14 protein-coding genes are annotated in these 16,423 nt (G+C 67.8%); 5 read left to right on the forward strand and 9 right to left on the reverse strand.

Annotated elements, in window-relative coordinates:
• The first annotated feature begins 66 nt into the window (after nt 1-66).
• The 3 genes from pruA to AB0F86_RS09810 all read left to right on the forward strand — a co-directional run bounded on the left by pruA (nt 67) and on the right by AB0F86_RS09810 (nt 4,214).
• On the forward strand, nt 67-1,710 hold the full coding sequence (pruA, locus tag AB0F86_RS09800) for an L-glutamate gamma-semialdehyde dehydrogenase (protein ID WP_356983286.1): 1,644 nt from the start codon (nt 67-69) through the stop codon (nt 1,708-1,710).
• Nucleotides 1,710-2,672 carry a proline dehydrogenase family protein gene (locus AB0F86_RS09805; protein WP_356983287.1) on the forward strand — a complete coding sequence of 321 codons (963 nt, stop codon included), beginning with the start codon at nt 1,710-1,712 and terminating at the stop codon, nt 2,670-2,672. The genes pruA and AB0F86_RS09805 overlap by 1 nt, the downstream gene beginning before the upstream one ends.
• A 114-nt stretch (nt 2,673-2,786) precedes the next feature.
• A complete protein-coding gene (locus AB0F86_RS09810; RefSeq protein WP_181697399.1) occupies nt 2,787-4,214 on the forward strand; it encodes an amino acid permease in 1,428 nt (475 codons plus the stop codon).
• Nucleotides 4,215-4,239: 25 nt separating this feature from the next.
• Here the strand turns inward: AB0F86_RS09810 and AB0F86_RS09815 are convergent, their stop codons facing one another.
• Nucleotides 4,240-6,306 carry an AMP-binding protein gene (locus AB0F86_RS09815; RefSeq protein WP_225279541.1) on the reverse strand — a complete coding sequence of 689 codons (2,067 nt, stop codon included), beginning with the start codon at nt 6,304-6,306 and terminating at the stop codon, nt 4,240-4,242.
• A gap of 282 nt (nt 6,307-6,588) precedes the next feature.
• Here AB0F86_RS09815 and AB0F86_RS09820 point away from each other — a divergent pair, with 282 nt between their 5' ends.
• Nucleotides 6,589-9,147 (forward strand): ATP-dependent Clp protease ATP-binding subunit, encoded by a 2,559-nt coding sequence (locus AB0F86_RS09820; RefSeq protein ID WP_356983288.1) that lies wholly within the window; start codon nt 6,589-6,591, stop codon nt 9,145-9,147.
• A 54-nt stretch (nt 9,148-9,201) separates the two neighbouring features.
• On the opposite strand, the gene AB0F86_RS09825 is transcribed toward AB0F86_RS09820, so the two are convergent.
• From AB0F86_RS09825 to AB0F86_RS09855, 7 genes are all read right to left on the reverse strand, one after another.
• On the reverse strand, nt 9,202-9,594 hold the full coding sequence (locus AB0F86_RS09825) for a hypothetical protein (protein WP_356983289.1): 393 nt from the start codon (nt 9,592-9,594) through the stop codon (nt 9,202-9,204).
• Nucleotides 9,595-9,713: 119 nt separating this feature from the next.
• The gene (locus AB0F86_RS09830) at nt 9,714-10,544 is read right to left on the reverse strand and encodes a carbohydrate-binding protein (protein ID WP_356983290.1); all 831 of its coding nucleotides are present in this window, start codon (nt 10,542-10,544) and stop codon (nt 9,714-9,716) included.
• A gap of 409 nt (nt 10,545-10,953) precedes the next feature.
• Nucleotides 10,954-12,126 carry a cytochrome P450 gene (locus AB0F86_RS09835; protein WP_181697467.1) on the reverse strand — a complete coding sequence of 391 codons (1,173 nt, stop codon included), beginning with the start codon at nt 12,124-12,126 and terminating at the stop codon, nt 10,954-10,956.
• A gap of 35 nt (nt 12,127-12,161) precedes the next feature.
• Complete coding sequence (locus AB0F86_RS09840; protein ID WP_181697394.1) at nt 12,162-12,764, reverse strand: ATP/GTP-binding protein; 603 nt, start codon at nt 12,762-12,764, stop codon at nt 12,162-12,164.
• Nucleotides 12,739-13,089, reverse strand: coding sequence for a DUF742 domain-containing protein (locus tag AB0F86_RS09845; protein ID WP_067488806.1), 351 nt, complete (start codon nt 13,087-13,089; stop codon nt 12,739-12,741). Before AB0F86_RS09845 ends, AB0F86_RS09840 begins: the two co-directional genes overlap by 26 nt.
• On the reverse strand, nt 13,089-13,499 hold the full coding sequence (locus tag AB0F86_RS09850; protein ID WP_181697393.1) for a roadblock/LC7 domain-containing protein: 411 nt from the start codon (nt 13,497-13,499) through the stop codon (nt 13,089-13,091). Before AB0F86_RS09850 ends, AB0F86_RS09845 begins: the two co-directional genes overlap by 1 nt.
• Nucleotides 13,477-14,865 (reverse strand): sensor histidine kinase, encoded by a 1,389-nt coding sequence (locus AB0F86_RS09855; protein ID WP_181697392.1) that lies wholly within the window; start codon nt 14,863-14,865, stop codon nt 13,477-13,479. Before AB0F86_RS09855 ends, AB0F86_RS09850 begins: the two co-directional genes overlap by 23 nt.
• A 251-nt stretch (nt 14,866-15,116) precedes the next feature.
• Between AB0F86_RS09855 and AB0F86_RS09860 the strand changes: the two genes are divergently transcribed.
• The gene (locus AB0F86_RS09860; protein ID WP_356983293.1) at nt 15,117-15,548 is read left to right on the forward strand and encodes an SRPBCC family protein; all 432 of its coding nucleotides are present in this window, start codon (nt 15,117-15,119) and stop codon (nt 15,546-15,548) included.
• On the opposite strand, the gene AB0F86_RS09865 is transcribed toward AB0F86_RS09860, so the two are convergent.
• Entirely contained in the window at nt 15,539-16,420 is an 882-nt protein-coding gene (locus AB0F86_RS09865) for a dihydrodipicolinate synthase family protein (protein ID WP_356983294.1), read from the reverse strand. The two genes, AB0F86_RS09860 and AB0F86_RS09865, sit on opposite strands and share 10 nt — an antisense overlap.
• Nucleotides 16,421-16,423 lie beyond the last annotated feature (3 nt).

The following is a 16,423-nucleotide window of genomic DNA, read 5'->3' on the forward strand; positions in this document are numbered from 1 at the left end:
ACCGATGCCGAGGGGTGTTGACTACGTCACATCCCGCTACCGCCGTACGACGCAGGAGAGGCACTCATGGACGCCATAGCGACCACCCCGCCGCCGGTGAACGAGCCCGTCGGCACCTTCGCGCCGGGCACACCCGAACGCACCCGGCTGCGGACCGCACTCACCGAACTGGCCGCCACCCCGACCGAGATCTGCCACGTCATCGGCGGTCGACACCTCCCCGGCGACGGACCGGCGTTCGAGGTCGTTCAACCGCACCGCCACAGCGCCGTCCTCGGCACCCTGCACGACGCGACCGCCGCCGAGGCCGCCGCTGCCGTCGAAGCCGCCACCGAGGCCGCACCCGCCTGGCGCGCGATGTCGTTCGACGACCGCGCCTCGGTATTCCTTCGCGCGGCCGATCTGCTCGCCGGTCCGTGGCGCGAAAAGATCTGTGCGGCAACGATGCTCGGCCAGTCCAAGTCGCCGTATCAGGCCGAGATCGACGCACCGTGCGAACTGGTCGACTTCTGGCGGTTCAATGTGTCGTTCGCGCGCAAGATCATCGCCGAACAGCCGCTGTCCTCGCGCGGGGTGTGGAACCGCATGCAATACCGCTCGCTGGAGGGCTTCGTCTACGCGGTGACCCCGTTCAACTTCACCGCCATCGCAGGCAATCTGCCGACCGCGCCCGCGCTGATGGGCAACACGGTGGTGTGGAAGCCCGCGCGTTCGCAGGCGGTGGCCGCGTATCTGACGATGTGCCTGCTCGAGGAGGCAGGTCTGCCGCCCGGCGTCATCAACCTCGTGCACGGCGCCGGACCCGAGGTCTCGGAGGTGGTGCTGCCCGATCCGCGCCTGGCCGGTGTGCACTTCACCGGGTCGACCGCCACCTTCCAGCATCTGTGGCGGGAAGTGGCGACGAACCTGGACCGCTATCGCACCTATCCCCGGCTGGTCGGCGAGACCGGCGGCAAGGATTTCGTGCTCGCGCATCCGTCGGCGGATCCGGCCGTGCTCACCACCGCGCTGCTGCGTGGCGCGTTCGACTACCAGGGCCAGAAGTGCTCGGCCGCCTCGCGCGCGTATGTGCCGCGTTCGGTGTGGTCGGCGATGTCGGAGGACCTGATCGAGAAGACGGCGTCGCTGCGCTACGGCGATATCACCGACTTCACGAATTTCGGTGGGGCGCTGATCGATCGGCGCGCCTTCGACCGCAATACCGCCGCGCTCGAGCGGGCCAAGGCCACCCAGGGGATCACCGTGGTCGCGGGCGGGCACAGCGACGACAGCGTCGGCTGGTTCGTGGAACCGACGGTGGTGGTCGGCGACGACCCGGGCGACGAGATCTTCCACACCGAGTACTTCGGTCCGATTCTCGCCGTACACGTCTACGACGACTCCACACCCTCGGGTTTCGAGGACGCCATGAACCTGGTCGACGCGGGCGCCTACGGTCTCACCGGCTCGATCATCGCCCAGGACCGCGCCGCCATCGCCGCCGCCACCGAGCGGCTCACCTTCTCGGCGGGCAACTTCTACATCAACGACAAGCCCTCGGGCGCGGTCGTCGGCCAGCAACCCTTCGGCGGCGGACGGGCCTCGGGCACCAACGACAAAGCGGGCTCGGCCCAGAACCTACTGCGCTGGACCTCCGCACGCACGATCAAGGAGACCTTCACCCCGCCCACCGAGCACGGTTACCCCCACCAGGAATCGGAGGCCAACTGATGTCGGCACTGATGCGCTCGGCGCTGCTCGGTGCGGCGCGCTCGGCACGACTGGAACGCGCCGTCACCCGGTTGCCGGTGAGCCGTGATGTGGTGTCGCGGTTCGTGGCGGGAACCACGACCGAACAGGTGGTCGCCGCCGCCGAAATCCTGCTCCGCTCAGGACGTTTCGTCAGCATCGACTACCTGGGTGAGGACACCACCGATCTGGCGCGCGCCGAGGCGACGGTCGAGCAGTACCGCACCCTCATCGCCGCCCTCGGACGTCTCCCCCAGGCCGAGACCACGCCGGGAGCCGTTCGGCCACTGGAGGTCTCGGTCAAACTGTCGGCGCTCGGCCAGGCCCTCCCCCGCGACGGCCACGCCGTCGCCCGCGAGCACGCGCACCAGATCTGCGCCGCCGCCGAGGCGGCCGGACTGTGGGTCACCGTCGACGCCGAAGACCACACGACCACCGATTCGACTCTCGCGATCGTCACCGAGCTCCGCGCGGATTTCCCGTGGCTCGGCACCGTTCTGCAGGCCTACCTGCGCCGCACCGAGGAGGACTGCCGCGCTCTGGCGGGCCCGCAGTCACGGATCCGGCTGTGCAAGGGCGCCTACGACGAACCGGAGTCGGTGGCGTTCCGCGACCGCGCCGAGGTCGACGCCTCCTATCTGCGTTGCCTCGGCGTACTCGCCGCCGGGCAGGGCTATCCGATGATCGCCTCCCACGACCCCACGATCATCGCCGCCGCCGGAGCGGCCGTCGCGGCGGCCCGGCGCAAGTGCGAGGAGTACGAGTACCAGATGCTGTACGGCATCCGCGACGACGAACAGCAGCGACTCACCGCCGAGGGCAACCACGTTCGCGTATACATCCCCTACGGCGACCAGTGGTACGGCTATTTCATGCGCAGGCTGGCCGAACGACCCGCCAATCTCGCCTTCTTCCTGCGCGCACTGGCAGGCGGACGCGGGTAACGAGCCGCTCTCCATTCGGGCACTACCACTGAACAATATTCATTCTCGGGGTCGGGAACGGCCACGCGGCGGTGTACTGATCACGCGGCCAGGCCGCCGACGGAAGGAACAGCGATGTCTTTCGCAGAGTTGCGCGCCCAGATGCTGCGCCGTAAACCACTCGTCGAGGTAGAAGACGAGATTCCCGGCGACGAACGCCTCGCCAAATCACTCGGCCTGTGGCAGCTCACCGCCATCGGTGTCGGCGGCATCATCGGCGCGGGCATCTTCACCCTGGCCGGATCGGTCGCCCACTCGGTGACCGGCCCCGCGGTACTGATCTCGTTCCTGATCGCCGGTGTCGCCAGCGCGGCCGCCGCGCTGTGCTACGCCGAGTTCGCCGGCATGGTGCCCAAAGCCGGTTCGGCCTACACCTACGGATATGTCTCCCTCGGTGAGCTGGCGGGCTGGTTCATCGGCTGGGACCTGCTGCTCGAGTACATCGCGGTCGCGGCGGTGGTGGCGATCGGGGTGTCGGGCTACTTCGGGTTCCTGCTCGAGCAGGTGGGCCTGACGCTGCCCGAATGGATGCTCGGGGCGCCCGATACCGGTGACGGCCGGGTCGTCGACCTGTTCGCGGTACTTTTCTGCCTGGGCACGGCGTGGATCCTCTCGCGCGGTATCGGCAGCGTCGGCCGGTTCGAGACTGTCGCTGTCGGCATCAAGGTCGCCCTGGTCGTGCTCATCGTCGCGCTCGGTGTGTTCCACATCGACAGTGCCAACTACGACCCGTACTTCCCCTACGGCACCGGCGCGGTGTGGACCGGCGCGGCGACGGTGTTCTTCGCCGTGTTCGGCTACGACGCCATGAGTACCGCGGCCGAGGAATCCGTCGACGGACGCAAGCACCTGCCCAAGGCGATCATCTACTCCCTCGCCATCGCGATGGTGCTCTACGTGCTGTGCACGCTGGTGCTCACCGGCATGCAGAAATACACCGAGATCAGCCCGACCAGCGGTTTCTCCACCGCCTTCGAATCGGTCGGGATGCCGGGGGTCGCCAATATCATCGCCGTCGGCGCGATCGTCGGCATCATCACCGTGGTGCTCACCTTCATGCTCGGTGTCACCCGCGTGTGGTTCGCGATGAGCCGCGACGGGCTGCTGCCCATCTGGTTCGCCAAGACCCATCCCACCCGCAAGGTGCCGACCAGGGTCACCTGGATCGTCGGCATCGGCGCGGCGATCCTGGCCGGTGTGCTGCCGATCAACACCGTCGCCGAACTCACCAATATCGGCATCCTGATGGCGTTCATCGTGGTGTGTGTGGCCGTGATCGTGTTGCGCCGCACCAGGCCCGACGCGCCGCGCTCGTTCCGGCTGCCGTTGATGCCGGTGATCCCGCTGATCGGGATCGGCTTCTCGGCGTACCTGATCTGGTCGCTGCCGTGGGAGACCTGGGTGCGCTTCGCGGGCTGGTTGCTCGTCGGGCTCGTGGTGTATTTCGCCTACTCGCGCAAACATTCGCTGCTGAACCGGCCCGCACCGGAAAAGATCACCTAGACCCACCTGGGCAGGCGCCGCGCGATCACTCGCTCAGCGCCTGCTCCGGCCGGACGAGCATCCACTTGAGGATCTTGCCGGTCTCCCCACGCGGCAGCGCGTTGATGAAGGTGACATCGCGCGGCACCGAGAACCGGCTCAGACGGTGGCGGATATAGGTGCGGATCATGTCCGGATCCAGGCCCGCCCCTTCCCGTTTCACCACGAACGCGGCCAAGCGCTGCCCGAACTCGCGATCGGGGACGCCGACCACGGCCACCTCGGTGATCTGCGGCAGGTGGGCCAGCGCCTCCTCCACCGGTCGCGGGAAGACGTTCTCGCCGCCGGAAATGATCATCTCGTCGTCGCGGCCCGCCACGAACAACCTGCCCGAGGCGTCGAGATACCCCAGGTCGCCGGTGTCGAGCATGCCGTCGGCCTCCTCCGGCGGTGCGGCGTTGACGTACCCGTCGAAGAGCATGTGGTTGGCGACGAAGATGTGCCCGACCGTGCCGACCGGCACCGGGCGCAGATCGGGACCGAGCACCCCCACCCGGGTACCCAACGGCGGACGGCCCGCCGTGGTCGGCGAGACCCGCAGGTCGGCGGGGGTGGCGACACTGGCCCAGGACACCTCGGTGGAGCCGTACACGTTGTAGAGCACGTCGCCGTAGGTGTCGAGGAACCGCAGCACCGTGGCACCGGCCAGCGGCGCGCCGCAGCTGACCACGTGCCGCAGACTCGACAGGTCGAAGCTCGCGCGGACGTCGTCGGGGACGTCGAGGAGGCGTTCGACCATGGTCGGCACCACGATCAGGGTGGTGATGCGGTGTTCGCTGATCGAGCGGAGGCACTCGACGGCGTCGAAGCCGTCGCTGAGCACGACGGTGGCGCGCAGTGCGGTGCTGAGCTGCAGCCCGGCCAGCCCCCAGGTGTGGAACAGCGGTGCGGGCACCAGCACCACTTCCTCCACGCGCAGCGGAATCCGCGACAGCAGGGCGGCGATGGTGCCGAAGCCCTTGGCGTGCGGGCGGCGGGCGCCCTTGGGTGAGCCGCTGGTTCCCGAGGTGAGCACGATCAGCCTGCCGGGATGGGCGGGCACGGGAAAGTCCTCGACCCCCGCGGCGATCAGGCCCTCGATGGTCGCGCGTTGCGGATCGGGCGGATCGGCGTCGGTGGTGAAACGCGGTATCTCGCTGTGCAGGTAGCGGATCAGCGTTTCGAGTTCCCCATCGACGAACACCGCGCTGAGGCGATGACGCTGCACGATCTCCTCGATGCGCCGCCCGGAAAGTCCCGCGTTGAGCAGCGCGACGTCGACGCCGAGTTTGCCCGCGGCGACCATGGTCTCGACCATGCCCGCGTGATTGCGGGCCAGCAACCCGATCGCGTCACCGGCGCGCATGCCGAGTTCGTACATGGCACCGGCCAGGGCGTCGGATCGCGTGTCGATCTCGCGGTAGGTCCGGGTGCCGAACCGATCGAGCACCGCGACCCGGTCCGGGGAGTGCGCGGCCCCTGCGGCGTAACCGCCCGCCAGGTTGAAGCCCCACTTCGACAGGGAGCGAAGCTGTTTGAGGATCGACACCGGTTCCGGACGCATCAGACCGGTCGCCGCGATGGAACGCGCCACCCCCGCATTGCGGCGCAGCGGCGAGCGTTCGGCGTTGACGACCACCGACGACCTGGTCCCCGCGATCACGTCGGCGGTGCGGCGCAGACCCGCCTTCACCCAGTCGGTGACCACCGAGTTGCTGCGCTGCTCGAGCATCGGATGCACCCGGGCGGCGGCGAACAGCGTGATGTCGAGCCGGGTGCGCTGCTGGTCGCCACGCAGCCGCACCGAGGCGAAGCTGCCGAGCGCGGGGCTGCGCAGTTCGAAGCTCTCGTACCAGCGGCCGATGCCGAGGACGAACTCGTGGGTGTGGATGCCGGTGTCCACCGAGCCGACCCGGACCTGCCACACCACCGCACCGTCGGGGTGATCGATGCGCTCGCAGGCGCCGATTCCGGTGAACATGCGTGGATAACTCTGCGGATCGAGCAGGACATCCCAGAGGGCTTGCCTGGCGATGGTGAAATCCGCGCTGACATCGATGACGTCGGTGACCAAACTCCGTGCTCTTCCCAACAACCGGGCACGACGGTCGATCCCGTCGTGCGGGTCGTCACGCTACCGTCGAGCGCCGTCCCAGCACCAAGAATCAGACAAATCCGGTGGTATCGGACGGTTTCCACCGGATTTTGGTCGGTCCGCCATCGACTCGACGACGCGGATGTGAAACTGCCCAATGGCTTGCACAGCACCGGAGGATGCCGAAGTATTGCTGGAAGCACGGTCCCGATCTACAGGAGTCGCCGCTGGCTGCGGCACGACGAACGAAGAGGTGCGGACATGACAGCGAGCTGGCCCGGTTCGAGCGATCCTTTCGACGACATCTTCCAGCGCTTTTTCGGTTCCGGGATGTCGGCGAAACCGCCGGTGCAACGCATCGACCTGAGCCGTCTGATGACCGACGACGCGAAGTTGCTGGTCGGTGCGGCGCGGCAGGCGGCCCAGCAATGGGGCAATCCGGAGATCACGCCCGAACACCTGCTCTACGCCGCCGCCGAGACCGAACCCGCGCGCGACATGATCGATGAGCTGAGCCTCGACGCCGACCAGGTCGCCGAGCAGATGCAGGACTATCTCGACACCGGTGCGGCCGGCGGGTACGACCTGGCCGACATCACCCTCAGCCCGGCGACCAAGCTGGCCATGCGCGCCGCCCAGCGCCAGGCCGCGCAGTCCGGCAGCACCTACATCGGGCCCGAACACATCCTGCTCGGGATCGCCTCGCTGTCCGACAGCATCGCGGCCCAGACACTGGTCGCGGGTCTGGCGGCCAGCCAGAGCGGTGGCGGCCCGACACCGAGCACGGCAGCCGCGCAGGCCAAACGCCAGCAGCGCAAGACCGATACCCCGACGCTGGACGAATACGGTCGCGACCTCACCGCCGAGGCCCGCGAGGGCCTGATCGACCCGGTGGTCGGGCGGGCGGAGGAGATCGAGGAATCCATCGAGATCCTGTCCCGGCGACGCAAGAACAACCCGGTGCTGATCGGTGATCCCGGTGTCGGCAAGACCGCGATCGTGGAAGGTCTGGCCCAGCGCATCGTCAACGGCGACGTGCCGACCTCGCTCGCGGACCGCCGGGTGATCGCCCTCGACGTCGGCTCCCTGGTGGCGGGCAGCAAGTATCGCGGTGAGTTCGAGGAACGGCTCACCAAGATCCTCGACGAGGTTCGTGCCCACAAGGACGAACTCGTGGTGTTCATCGACGAACTGCACACCATCGTGGGCGCCGGTGGTGGTGGCGAGGGTTCGATGGACGCGGGCAACCTGCTCAAGCCCGCCCTCGCGCGCGGTGACCTGCACGTCGTCGGTGCGACGACGATCGACGAATACCGCAAGTACATCGAGAAGGACGCCGCGCTCGAGCGCCGCTTCCAGCCGGTGATGGTCGCCGAACCCTCGGTGGCCGACACGATCGAGATCCTGCGCGGACTCGCCGACGTGTACGAGGAACACCATCAGGTGCGCTACTCCGACGAGTCGCTGGTCGCGGCGGCGCAACTGTCGGATCGCTACATCACCGACCGGTTCATGCCCGACAAGGCGATCGACCTGGTCGACCAGGCAGGCGCGCGGGTGCGGTTGCGTTCGGGCACCGCCGACCCGGAGGTCAAGGCCAAGGAAGACGAGATCGCGCGGCTGTACCGGGAGAAGGACGCGGCGGTCGACAACGAGGACTACGAGAAGGCCAAGGCGCTCAAGGCCGAGATCGCCGCCGCCGAGGAGGAGCTGGAGGAATCCGGTGCCACCTCCGCGGAACCGGAGGTGCAGGTAGTCGACATCGCCGAGGTCATCTCGCGGCGCACCGGTATTCCGGTGGCCGATCTGACCGCCGAGGAGAAGCAGCGCCTGCTCGAGCTGGAGAACGTGCTGCACAAGCGGGTGATCGGGCAGAACGAGGCGATCGTCGCGGTCGCCGAGGCGGTGCGCCGGGCGCGCGCCGGGCTCAAGGACCCGAACCGGCCCATCGGGTCGTTCCTGTTCCTCGGCCCGACCGGTGTCGGCAAGACCGAGCTGGCCAAGGCGCTGGCCGAGGCGGTGTTCGGCGACGAGGATCGGCTGATCCGCTTCGACATGAGCGAGTTCCAGGAGAAGCACACGGTCTCGCGGCTCGTCGGCGCCCCGCCCGGATATGTCGGGTACGACGATGCCGCCCAGCTCACCGACAAGGTGCGCCGTCAGCCGTACTCGGTGATCCTGTTCGACGAGGTCGAGAAGGCGCACCCCGATGTGTTCAACGTGCTGCTGCAGTTGCTCGACGACGGGCACGTCACCGATTCCAAGGGCCGCACGGTGGATTTCAAGAACACCATCGTCATCATGACCTCCAATATCGGTTCGCAGCTGATTCTCGACGCGCCCGCCGGTGATCTGGATTCGATAGTGCCCCAGCTCGAGGAGAAGCTGCGGTCGCACTTCCGGCCGGAGTTCCTCAACCGGATCGACGAGCAGATCGTGTTCCACCGGCTCGACAAGTCGCAGCTCGAGGAGATCGTCGAGCTCATCCTCGACCGCACACGGCGCATGCTCGCGGCCCAGGACGTCGAACTCGACATCAGCCAGTCGGCGGTGGACTGGTTGGGCGAGAAGGGTTTCCAGCCCGAGTTCGGGGCCCGGCCGTTGCGTCGTACGGTGCAGCGCGAACTCGACAACCGGGTGTCGCGGCTGCTGCTCGACGGTGGGCTCGAGTCCGGCGGCACGGTGCACGTCGACACCTCGGGCGACGATCTGGTGGTCACCGCGACCATGCCCGACAACCCGTCCGCGGGCAACGGCGAGGCGCCGAAGAAGAGCTCCAAGAAGAAGGGCTCCGACAAGAAGCTGGTCGACTCGAAGTGACCAACCACGGTGGCCCGGTCCGCGGAAGGACCGGGCCACTGTCGGCTCAGCGGGTCAGCCGCCGGTGACTACGCAGGACTCACCGAAGCGGTACCCACGGCCGACGCTCACGTCGACGGCACGACCGATGCCGTCCTGGACGGCGGCCAGGGTGTGCGCTCCGGCACTCGACGGCACCCACGGCATGGTGGCGATGCCGTCGGTGGGGTTCACGACCGCGAGCAGCGTGCCGTTGTCGTAGAACGCGACAGGAACGATGCCGACACTGAGCCGAGCCTCGAGGTAGTGCGTGCACCCGGTGCCGTAGTTCGTGGAACTTCCCACGCTCAGGCTGGGGTTCACCGTCAGTTGTGACACCCCGGCCGAAGCCGTCGGCGCACCGAACATCACTGCCGCGACGGCCGTTCCGACGGCCGCGACGGCCACACCGCAAATCCTGTCACTCATATCTCACGTCCTTGTGCTGCGAGGCCGGCCGAACGCGAGGCCGGCGAGGTTTTCCCAATCCTGGCCCCATCCGCACACCGATGGTGGGAGAAACACCCGAATCGCTCGCATTCGCGCAGCTACCCCCGCGACCAGAGGGCCGGGGTGTTCGGCGGGGTCCAGTTGGGGTCGTGGACAGTGTGGGCTTGGCGGCAGGTGTAGCTGATGCCCTGGTAGGTGACCCTGTCGCCGATGGCGTAGGTGGCGCCCTGACGCCACGCCGATGCCGCCGGTGCTGTCGTTGTGGGGTGTTCGTGTCCACCACCCGGCCGGGATGTCGTCGGCGGCGCGGTGCTGGTGGCCGGTGGATTCGTGGTGGTCACCGGCGGTTTCGTGGTGGTCGGCGGCGCGGGCGGGGTGGTGGTCGGCGCCGGCGGCTGCGTGGTCGTGGCCGGTGGGGTGCCGCCACTTATCTCGAGGTCGACACAACTGTAGAAGGCCGCTGCGGTGTCGCCGATGTTCCAGACCGCCCGCAATTTCTGCCGACCGGAGTACTGCGACAGGTCGATGGTATGGGTGACCTCCATCGGGGGTTGCTCGTTTCGCCCGTCGATCACGGCGACCCGAGTATTCCCGATAAAGTACTCCCAGTCGGCGGTGCGATGATTGGCGGTGTTCTTCCAGGTGAATGTGACACTGCCGGAAACCCGCTGTGGAATCCAGCCGAGGCTGTCGTCGTCGAGTTCCGGATATTTGTTCGCGCTGCAATTGGTGAGGCCTTTCGGCCCCTCGACACTCTGCGGCTCGTATTTCACCGCGCCGCAGGAGACGAGGCCGCGCGCACATTGTTCCTGCCTGCTGGCCGGGCCGGTGACCCAGCCGTGCGCATTCGCGACCGAGGGCGGGGTGAACAGAGTAGCGACGGGCACCAAGGCGAGCGCGCCGGCGACCACGACAATTCGACTTCTCACTATCAATACTCCCTTGAAACACACACGGAAATGGATGGCAGGGGCCGGCGTGCCATCCGTGGACCATTTCGAGCGGCGATAAAGAACAGTTCGATTCGAACTGACTGGGACAGTAGGCGCAAGAAGATCAGCGGTCAACAGGCGCGTCGGCAAAGAATTTGCTTACCCGCCGGTATTTCCACACAAAGGACCATTCTGCGAATCCAGCGAATTCCCTCAGGAGAACCAACCGGTTCGCTCTCCCGGCAAAATCTCGGCTAATTAGGCAGCTGAGAGAATCGGCGCTGTTTGCCGGACGTTGTCGACAGTTTGCTCGGGGACAAACGACAACCGCCCACCACCCGGCAGTTCCGGTGATGGGCGGTATGAGCGAATCTCGAGCGACTCCTGAAATTCCGCGTCGACTCGATCAGGGCATCGGCAGGGGCGGTGTATTCGGGAAGACGACCGGCAACGCGGCCAGGGACCGATGGAACGGGCCGGGACGCCAGACCAGCTCTTCGGGGGGTACGGCGAGACGGATCTCCGGCAGAGCGTCGAGCAGCTGATCGATGGCGTCCTGCACGATCAGGTACGCGACCGATTTCGCGGGGCAACCGTGCGGGCCGGTGCTCCACGACAGGTGGGCGCGATTGTGGATCACGTCCAAGCCCGCGATGGCCGGATCGTTGTTGCAGGCCGCCATGCTGATGACGACCGGTTCGTGCGCGGGCAGCCAGGTGTCCTCGATGAGGGTCGGCTGCCTCGGGTAGGTCATGCAGAAGTTGGCCAGCGGCGGGTCGGTGAACAACACCTCGTCGAGGGCGTCGCGAGTCGACATACTGCCGCCGAGTACATCGCCGGCGAAGCGGTCGTCGGTGAGCATCAGGCGCAGCGTATTGACCACCAGGTTGAGCATGGGCTCGATGCCCGCGCCGTAGAGCACCAGCAGCTGGTGCACCAGTTCCTCGTCGGTGAGCGCCGCCGGGTGCTGCAGCAGCCGGGTCGCCACATCGTCGCCCGGCTCGTGTTTGCGCAGCCCGACCAGGTCGGCCAGGGCGTTGGCCACCAGATTGTTGCCCGCCTCGGCGTCGGTGCCGCCCTCGAAGATCTGCGACATCCCGGTGGCCACCTGCTGACCGATCTCCGGCGTGCAGCCGAGCATCGAGTTCAGCGCCTGGAACACCAGTGGAAACGCGTACTGGCTCAACAGGTCCGCCGAGCCGGCGGCACAGAAACTGTTGATGAGCGGGATGGCGAACTGCTCGACCGTGCTGTGCATCGCGTACAGGTCGACCCCGGCCAGACCTGCCACATTGGCCTGCCGGTAGCGGGCGTGCTCGGCACCGGTGGTGCGCAGGGCCGCGGGACGGAACTGCAGCATCGGCAGCACCGGGCAGTCCTTGGGGATGTTGCGTTCCCACATGCGCGGGTCGGCCGGGAAGTGGTCGGGATCGTTGAGGATCCGTACCGCGGTGTGATAGCCGATCACCAGGGTGGCCCGGATTCCCGGTGAGAGTTCAACGGGGACAAGGGATCCGAACCGTTCCCGCATCTGCCGGTAGGCAGCTTGCGGGTCGGCCGCGAATTCGGGCGAATACATCGGTACCCGGACATCGGCCGCGAGGTCTTGCAAGGTCACCGAACTGCCGCTTCCTGCCTCTGAAATAGGTACTCGGCCAGCGTGATCAGCGCACGCAGACCGTGATCGCGGCGTCGCGCGTCGACCGCGATCACCGGGGTGTCGGGGGTGAGGTCGAGCGCCTCACGCACCTCGTCGAGGGGGTAGCGGCGGAAACCCTCGAACTCGTTGACCGCCACCGCGTAGGGGACGCCGCGTTGTTCGAGCGCCGAGAGCACGTCGTCGGCCTTCTCGATGCGCCGGGTGTCGACCAGGACGAGGGCGCCGAGCGCACCGCGCGCCAGCTCCTCCCACAGCGGCGCGAACCGCTCCTGACCCGGCGTGCCGAAGAGATAGAGCGCCAGTTGCGGATTCAGCGTGAGCCGGCCGAAATCGAGAGCGACAGTGGTCTGCACCTTGCTGCCGAGGCCGGCCAGATCGTCGATACCGATGCTCGCCTCGGTGATCGTCTCCTCGGTGCGCAGCGGCCGGATCTCGGACACGGCGCACACGAACGTCGTCTTGCCGACGCCGAAATTGCCGGCGACCAGGATCTTCACCGACCTGGTCACCGTTTCGGCGACGTAGTCGACCTCAGCCTGCGAGGACACGGAGACCATGGAGCACCTCCTTGATCAACGCCAGCTCCGGCTTCACCTCGGCCGGGGTGGGGCAGTGTAGATGTCCGCTGTCGAGCAGATCGGACACGATGATCTTCACCACCGAGGCGGGCAGGTCGAGATACGCCGACAGTTCGGCGATCGACAGCGCGCCACGGCGGCTGGTGAGCGCGAGTACCCGGCGCTCGTCGGGTCGGTGATCGGCACGCGGGTCTGCGACGGCGCGTACGAGGGTCACCAGATCGAGTTCGTGCGCGGCCCTTGTCCGGCCGCCGGTGCGCACATAGGACCTGACCAGGTCGGGGTCACGCCTGCCTCGGCTCATTACCTGACACCGTGCCGTGGCGCCGCACCGATCTCGTGGCCGACCCGCGCGGCCAGTTCGTTCATCCGGTGCGCCACCAGCGCCACGTCGACATCGGCGGTGGTCGCGACACCGAGCAGCGCGCCGACACCGGCGGCGGTGATCATGATCATGCCCTCGTCGTATTCGGTCATGTTCTGGCGCACTGTGTTCGCCGGTGACCCGCAGAACTCACCGAGGGCCTTACCGAGCGAACGTAGACCGGAAGCGGCCGCCGCGAACCGTTCGGCATCGTCCTTGGCGATGCCACGGGAGTGGGCGATACGAAGGCCGTCGTCGGATAGCAACACGGCGAAGCGGACGCCGGGGATCTCGAGATCCTCGAGCAGCCATGCCAAACGGTTGGTGCTATCGGCTACCGGTGTGCTCATCGGCTGTTCCTTCCGTGGATCGCTCGGCCGCAGCGGCACGACCGCTGCGGGAACCGCTGTGCCAGGCAGCGGCGAGGTCGGGGCGAGCCTGCCCCACTTCCGTGGTCACCCCCGCCGAATCCGGGGCGACCGGGCGGCGGCGCCGTTTGGGCAGCCCACCGCTGGTGATTTCGTGCACGGCCGCGCGTGGGCCGTCGGTCTCGACAGGGTCGGGCACGGGCACCGGGATGTGCGCGGGCGCGGCCAGTTCGGGTTCGGGGATTCTCGGCGCCTCTCCGCTCACCAACAGCGCCGACGGCACATAGACCATCGCGCGCATGCCACCGTAGATATTGGGACCGTCGACATGCACGGAGAAGCCGTAGCGGCGTGCGAGTGCGGCGATACCGGGGAAACCGACCTTGGGCGCAGGCCCGAGGTCGTGGATGTCGACCGAGCGTTCACCGCTGAGCACCAGACGCGCGTCCTCGAGCTGCTCGGGGCTCATCCGCATGCCCGCGTCGTCGACGATGATCGTGACGCCGTGATGGCCTTCCTGGAACCCGACCTCGACGAACGAAGACGGCGGCGAGTACCGCAGCGCGTTGTCGAGCAGGGTGGCCAGGGTGTGCACGAGCGGCTCGACGGCGCGGCTGATGACGATGCGTTCCGATTGGGCCGAATGGACCCGGAGGAACTCACGCACGCGCCCGGTGGCGCCGCCCGCGACGTCGGTGAGCGACTGCTGTGGCCAGCGCCTGCCGGGCAGACCACCGGAGACGATCACGTAGGACTGCGCCTGCCGGATCATCTGCTGCACGGTGTGGTCGATGCGGGTGAGTGTCTCGTAGACGGCGTCGTCGCGGTGCTCGCGCAGCGCGGTACTCACCACCTGGCCGAGGTCGGTGCCGAGGCTCACCACCGAGGTGCCGAACGAGCGGACCGCCGCACTGGTCGCCGCGCGGGACGACGCCTGCAGTTCGGTGCGGGTCTCCTCGCGGGCGGCCTGGATCTCGGCGACGCGGCGTTGCTCGCCGTAGCGTTCGACCATGGCCCGTGTTTCCTCGGCGACGACGCGCAGGTCGTCGGCGTGGCCGGTCGCGATCGCCTGCAGCGACTCGCCGAGGGGTGCGTCGCGCAGTTCGGCGGGCAGTTCCACCGCGACCGACGGAATGTCGTGTCGCCGTACGGCATCGGTGATGGCGGGCAGGGTGATCTGGGCGAGGTGATGTACCGCCGCCTCACACAGTTCACGCTCCCGCTTGGCGGCGTCGGCGCGTGCGCGTTGTTTGCGCTCGTTGTGCATGGCGAGCACAGCCACAGCGATGGCCGCGAGGACCACCAGGGCTCCGATGATGAGCGACAGCACCGCGATTCCGGAGTTCATCTGATCTTTCGTCGTCGTTCCACCCGGGCAGCCGCCCTCGACGGAACCATCCCGGATACCCGATAGACAGTCCCCGCTTCCAGCGACCCGCACACAGTAGCAGCACTGTGACCGATTCGAGATGGAACCTGCTGTCAGGCACGGGAATTGCCGCTGATATTACCCAATTTCCGCAGGCGCGGGGTTGTCGAAAGACACGAGGGTCCGGATGCGGCGGTCGCGGAACCGGGAGTACCGGATACTATCCCGCGGTGGCCAAATTGAAGCTCACCATCGACGTCCCCCTCGCCCCGGACAAGGCGTGGGACCATGCCTCCGACCTGGAGCACCTCGGCGACTGGCTGGCGATCCACGAGGCCTGGCGCGGCACCGTCCCCGAAGAGCTCACCGAGGGCACCGTGCTGGTGGGCGTGGCGCGGGTCAAGGGGTTCCGCAACAAGGTCACCTGGACAGTGCGCACGGCCCAGCCGCCGCACAAGCTGAAGTTGACCGGCGCGGGCATCGGCGGCACCAAGTTCGGCATCGATCTCGCCGTGCAGGCCAAGGGTGACGGTTCGGCGGTCGACCTGACCGTCGAACTCGGCGGCGCGCCGCTGTTCGGCCCGATCGGCTCGACCGTGGCCAAGGCACTGCGCGGCGACTTCGAACGGTCGCTGGCGAAGTTCGTCGAACTCTACGGCTGAGTCCCGGCCGCCGACAGCGCCGCCGCGACCGATTCTGTCGAGGCGGGCAGCAACGGCAGACGCACCGCCGCGCTGGGGATTTCGCCCCGCGCGGCGAGTACGCCCTTGACGACCGTGGGGTTCGGTTCGGCGAACAGGGCGGCACCGAGGGCGTCGAGACGACTACCCACCGCGCGGCCACGCGCGAGGTCGCCGGTCCCCCACGCTCGCACGAGTTCGGCGTACCCGGCGGGCGCGACATTGGCCGCGGCGAGGATCGCGCCGTCGGCACCGAGCGCCAGCAGCGGCGAGGCGAAACGGTCGTCACCCGCCAGCACAGTGGTCCGATCCCCCACGGTCGCCATCAGTTCCACGGTGGCATCGGTGATGCCACCGACCGCGTGCTTGAAACCGGCGATGTTCGCGATGGTGGTGAGCCGGATCAGCGTTGCGGCGCCGAGCGGGCGCGCGGTCCGGTACGGCACGTCGTAGACGAGAATCGGCGCCGGACTCGCGGCCGCGAGTGCGGTGAAGTGCGCGATCACGCCCTCCTCGCTCGGTCGGACGTAGTAGGGCACCACCGACAGCACCGCGGCCGCGGACGACGGCACGGCAGCCACCGCGGCGGCGGCCTCAGCGGTGGCGTTGCCGCCCGCGCACACGATCAACGGCGCGTCCCGTTCGGCACACACCGCGGCGCAGATGTCGAGTACCTCGGCGCGTTCGGCGGGCGTCAACGCCGACGGTTCGGCGGTCGTGCCGAGCGCTACGAGCCCGGTGACGCCCGCGTCGAGGACCGTGTGCGCGTGCGCGCGGAGTGCGTCGGGAGCCAGGGCCCCGTCGGCGGTGAAAGGTGTGACGAGGGGGACGAACAGACCGTGCAGCGATGTCATGAC

The organism is Nocardia sp. NPDC023733 (assembly GCF_040639775.1).
Classification (GTDB): Bacteria; Actinomycetota; Actinomycetes; order Mycobacteriales; family Mycobacteriaceae; genus Nocardia; species Nocardia rosealba.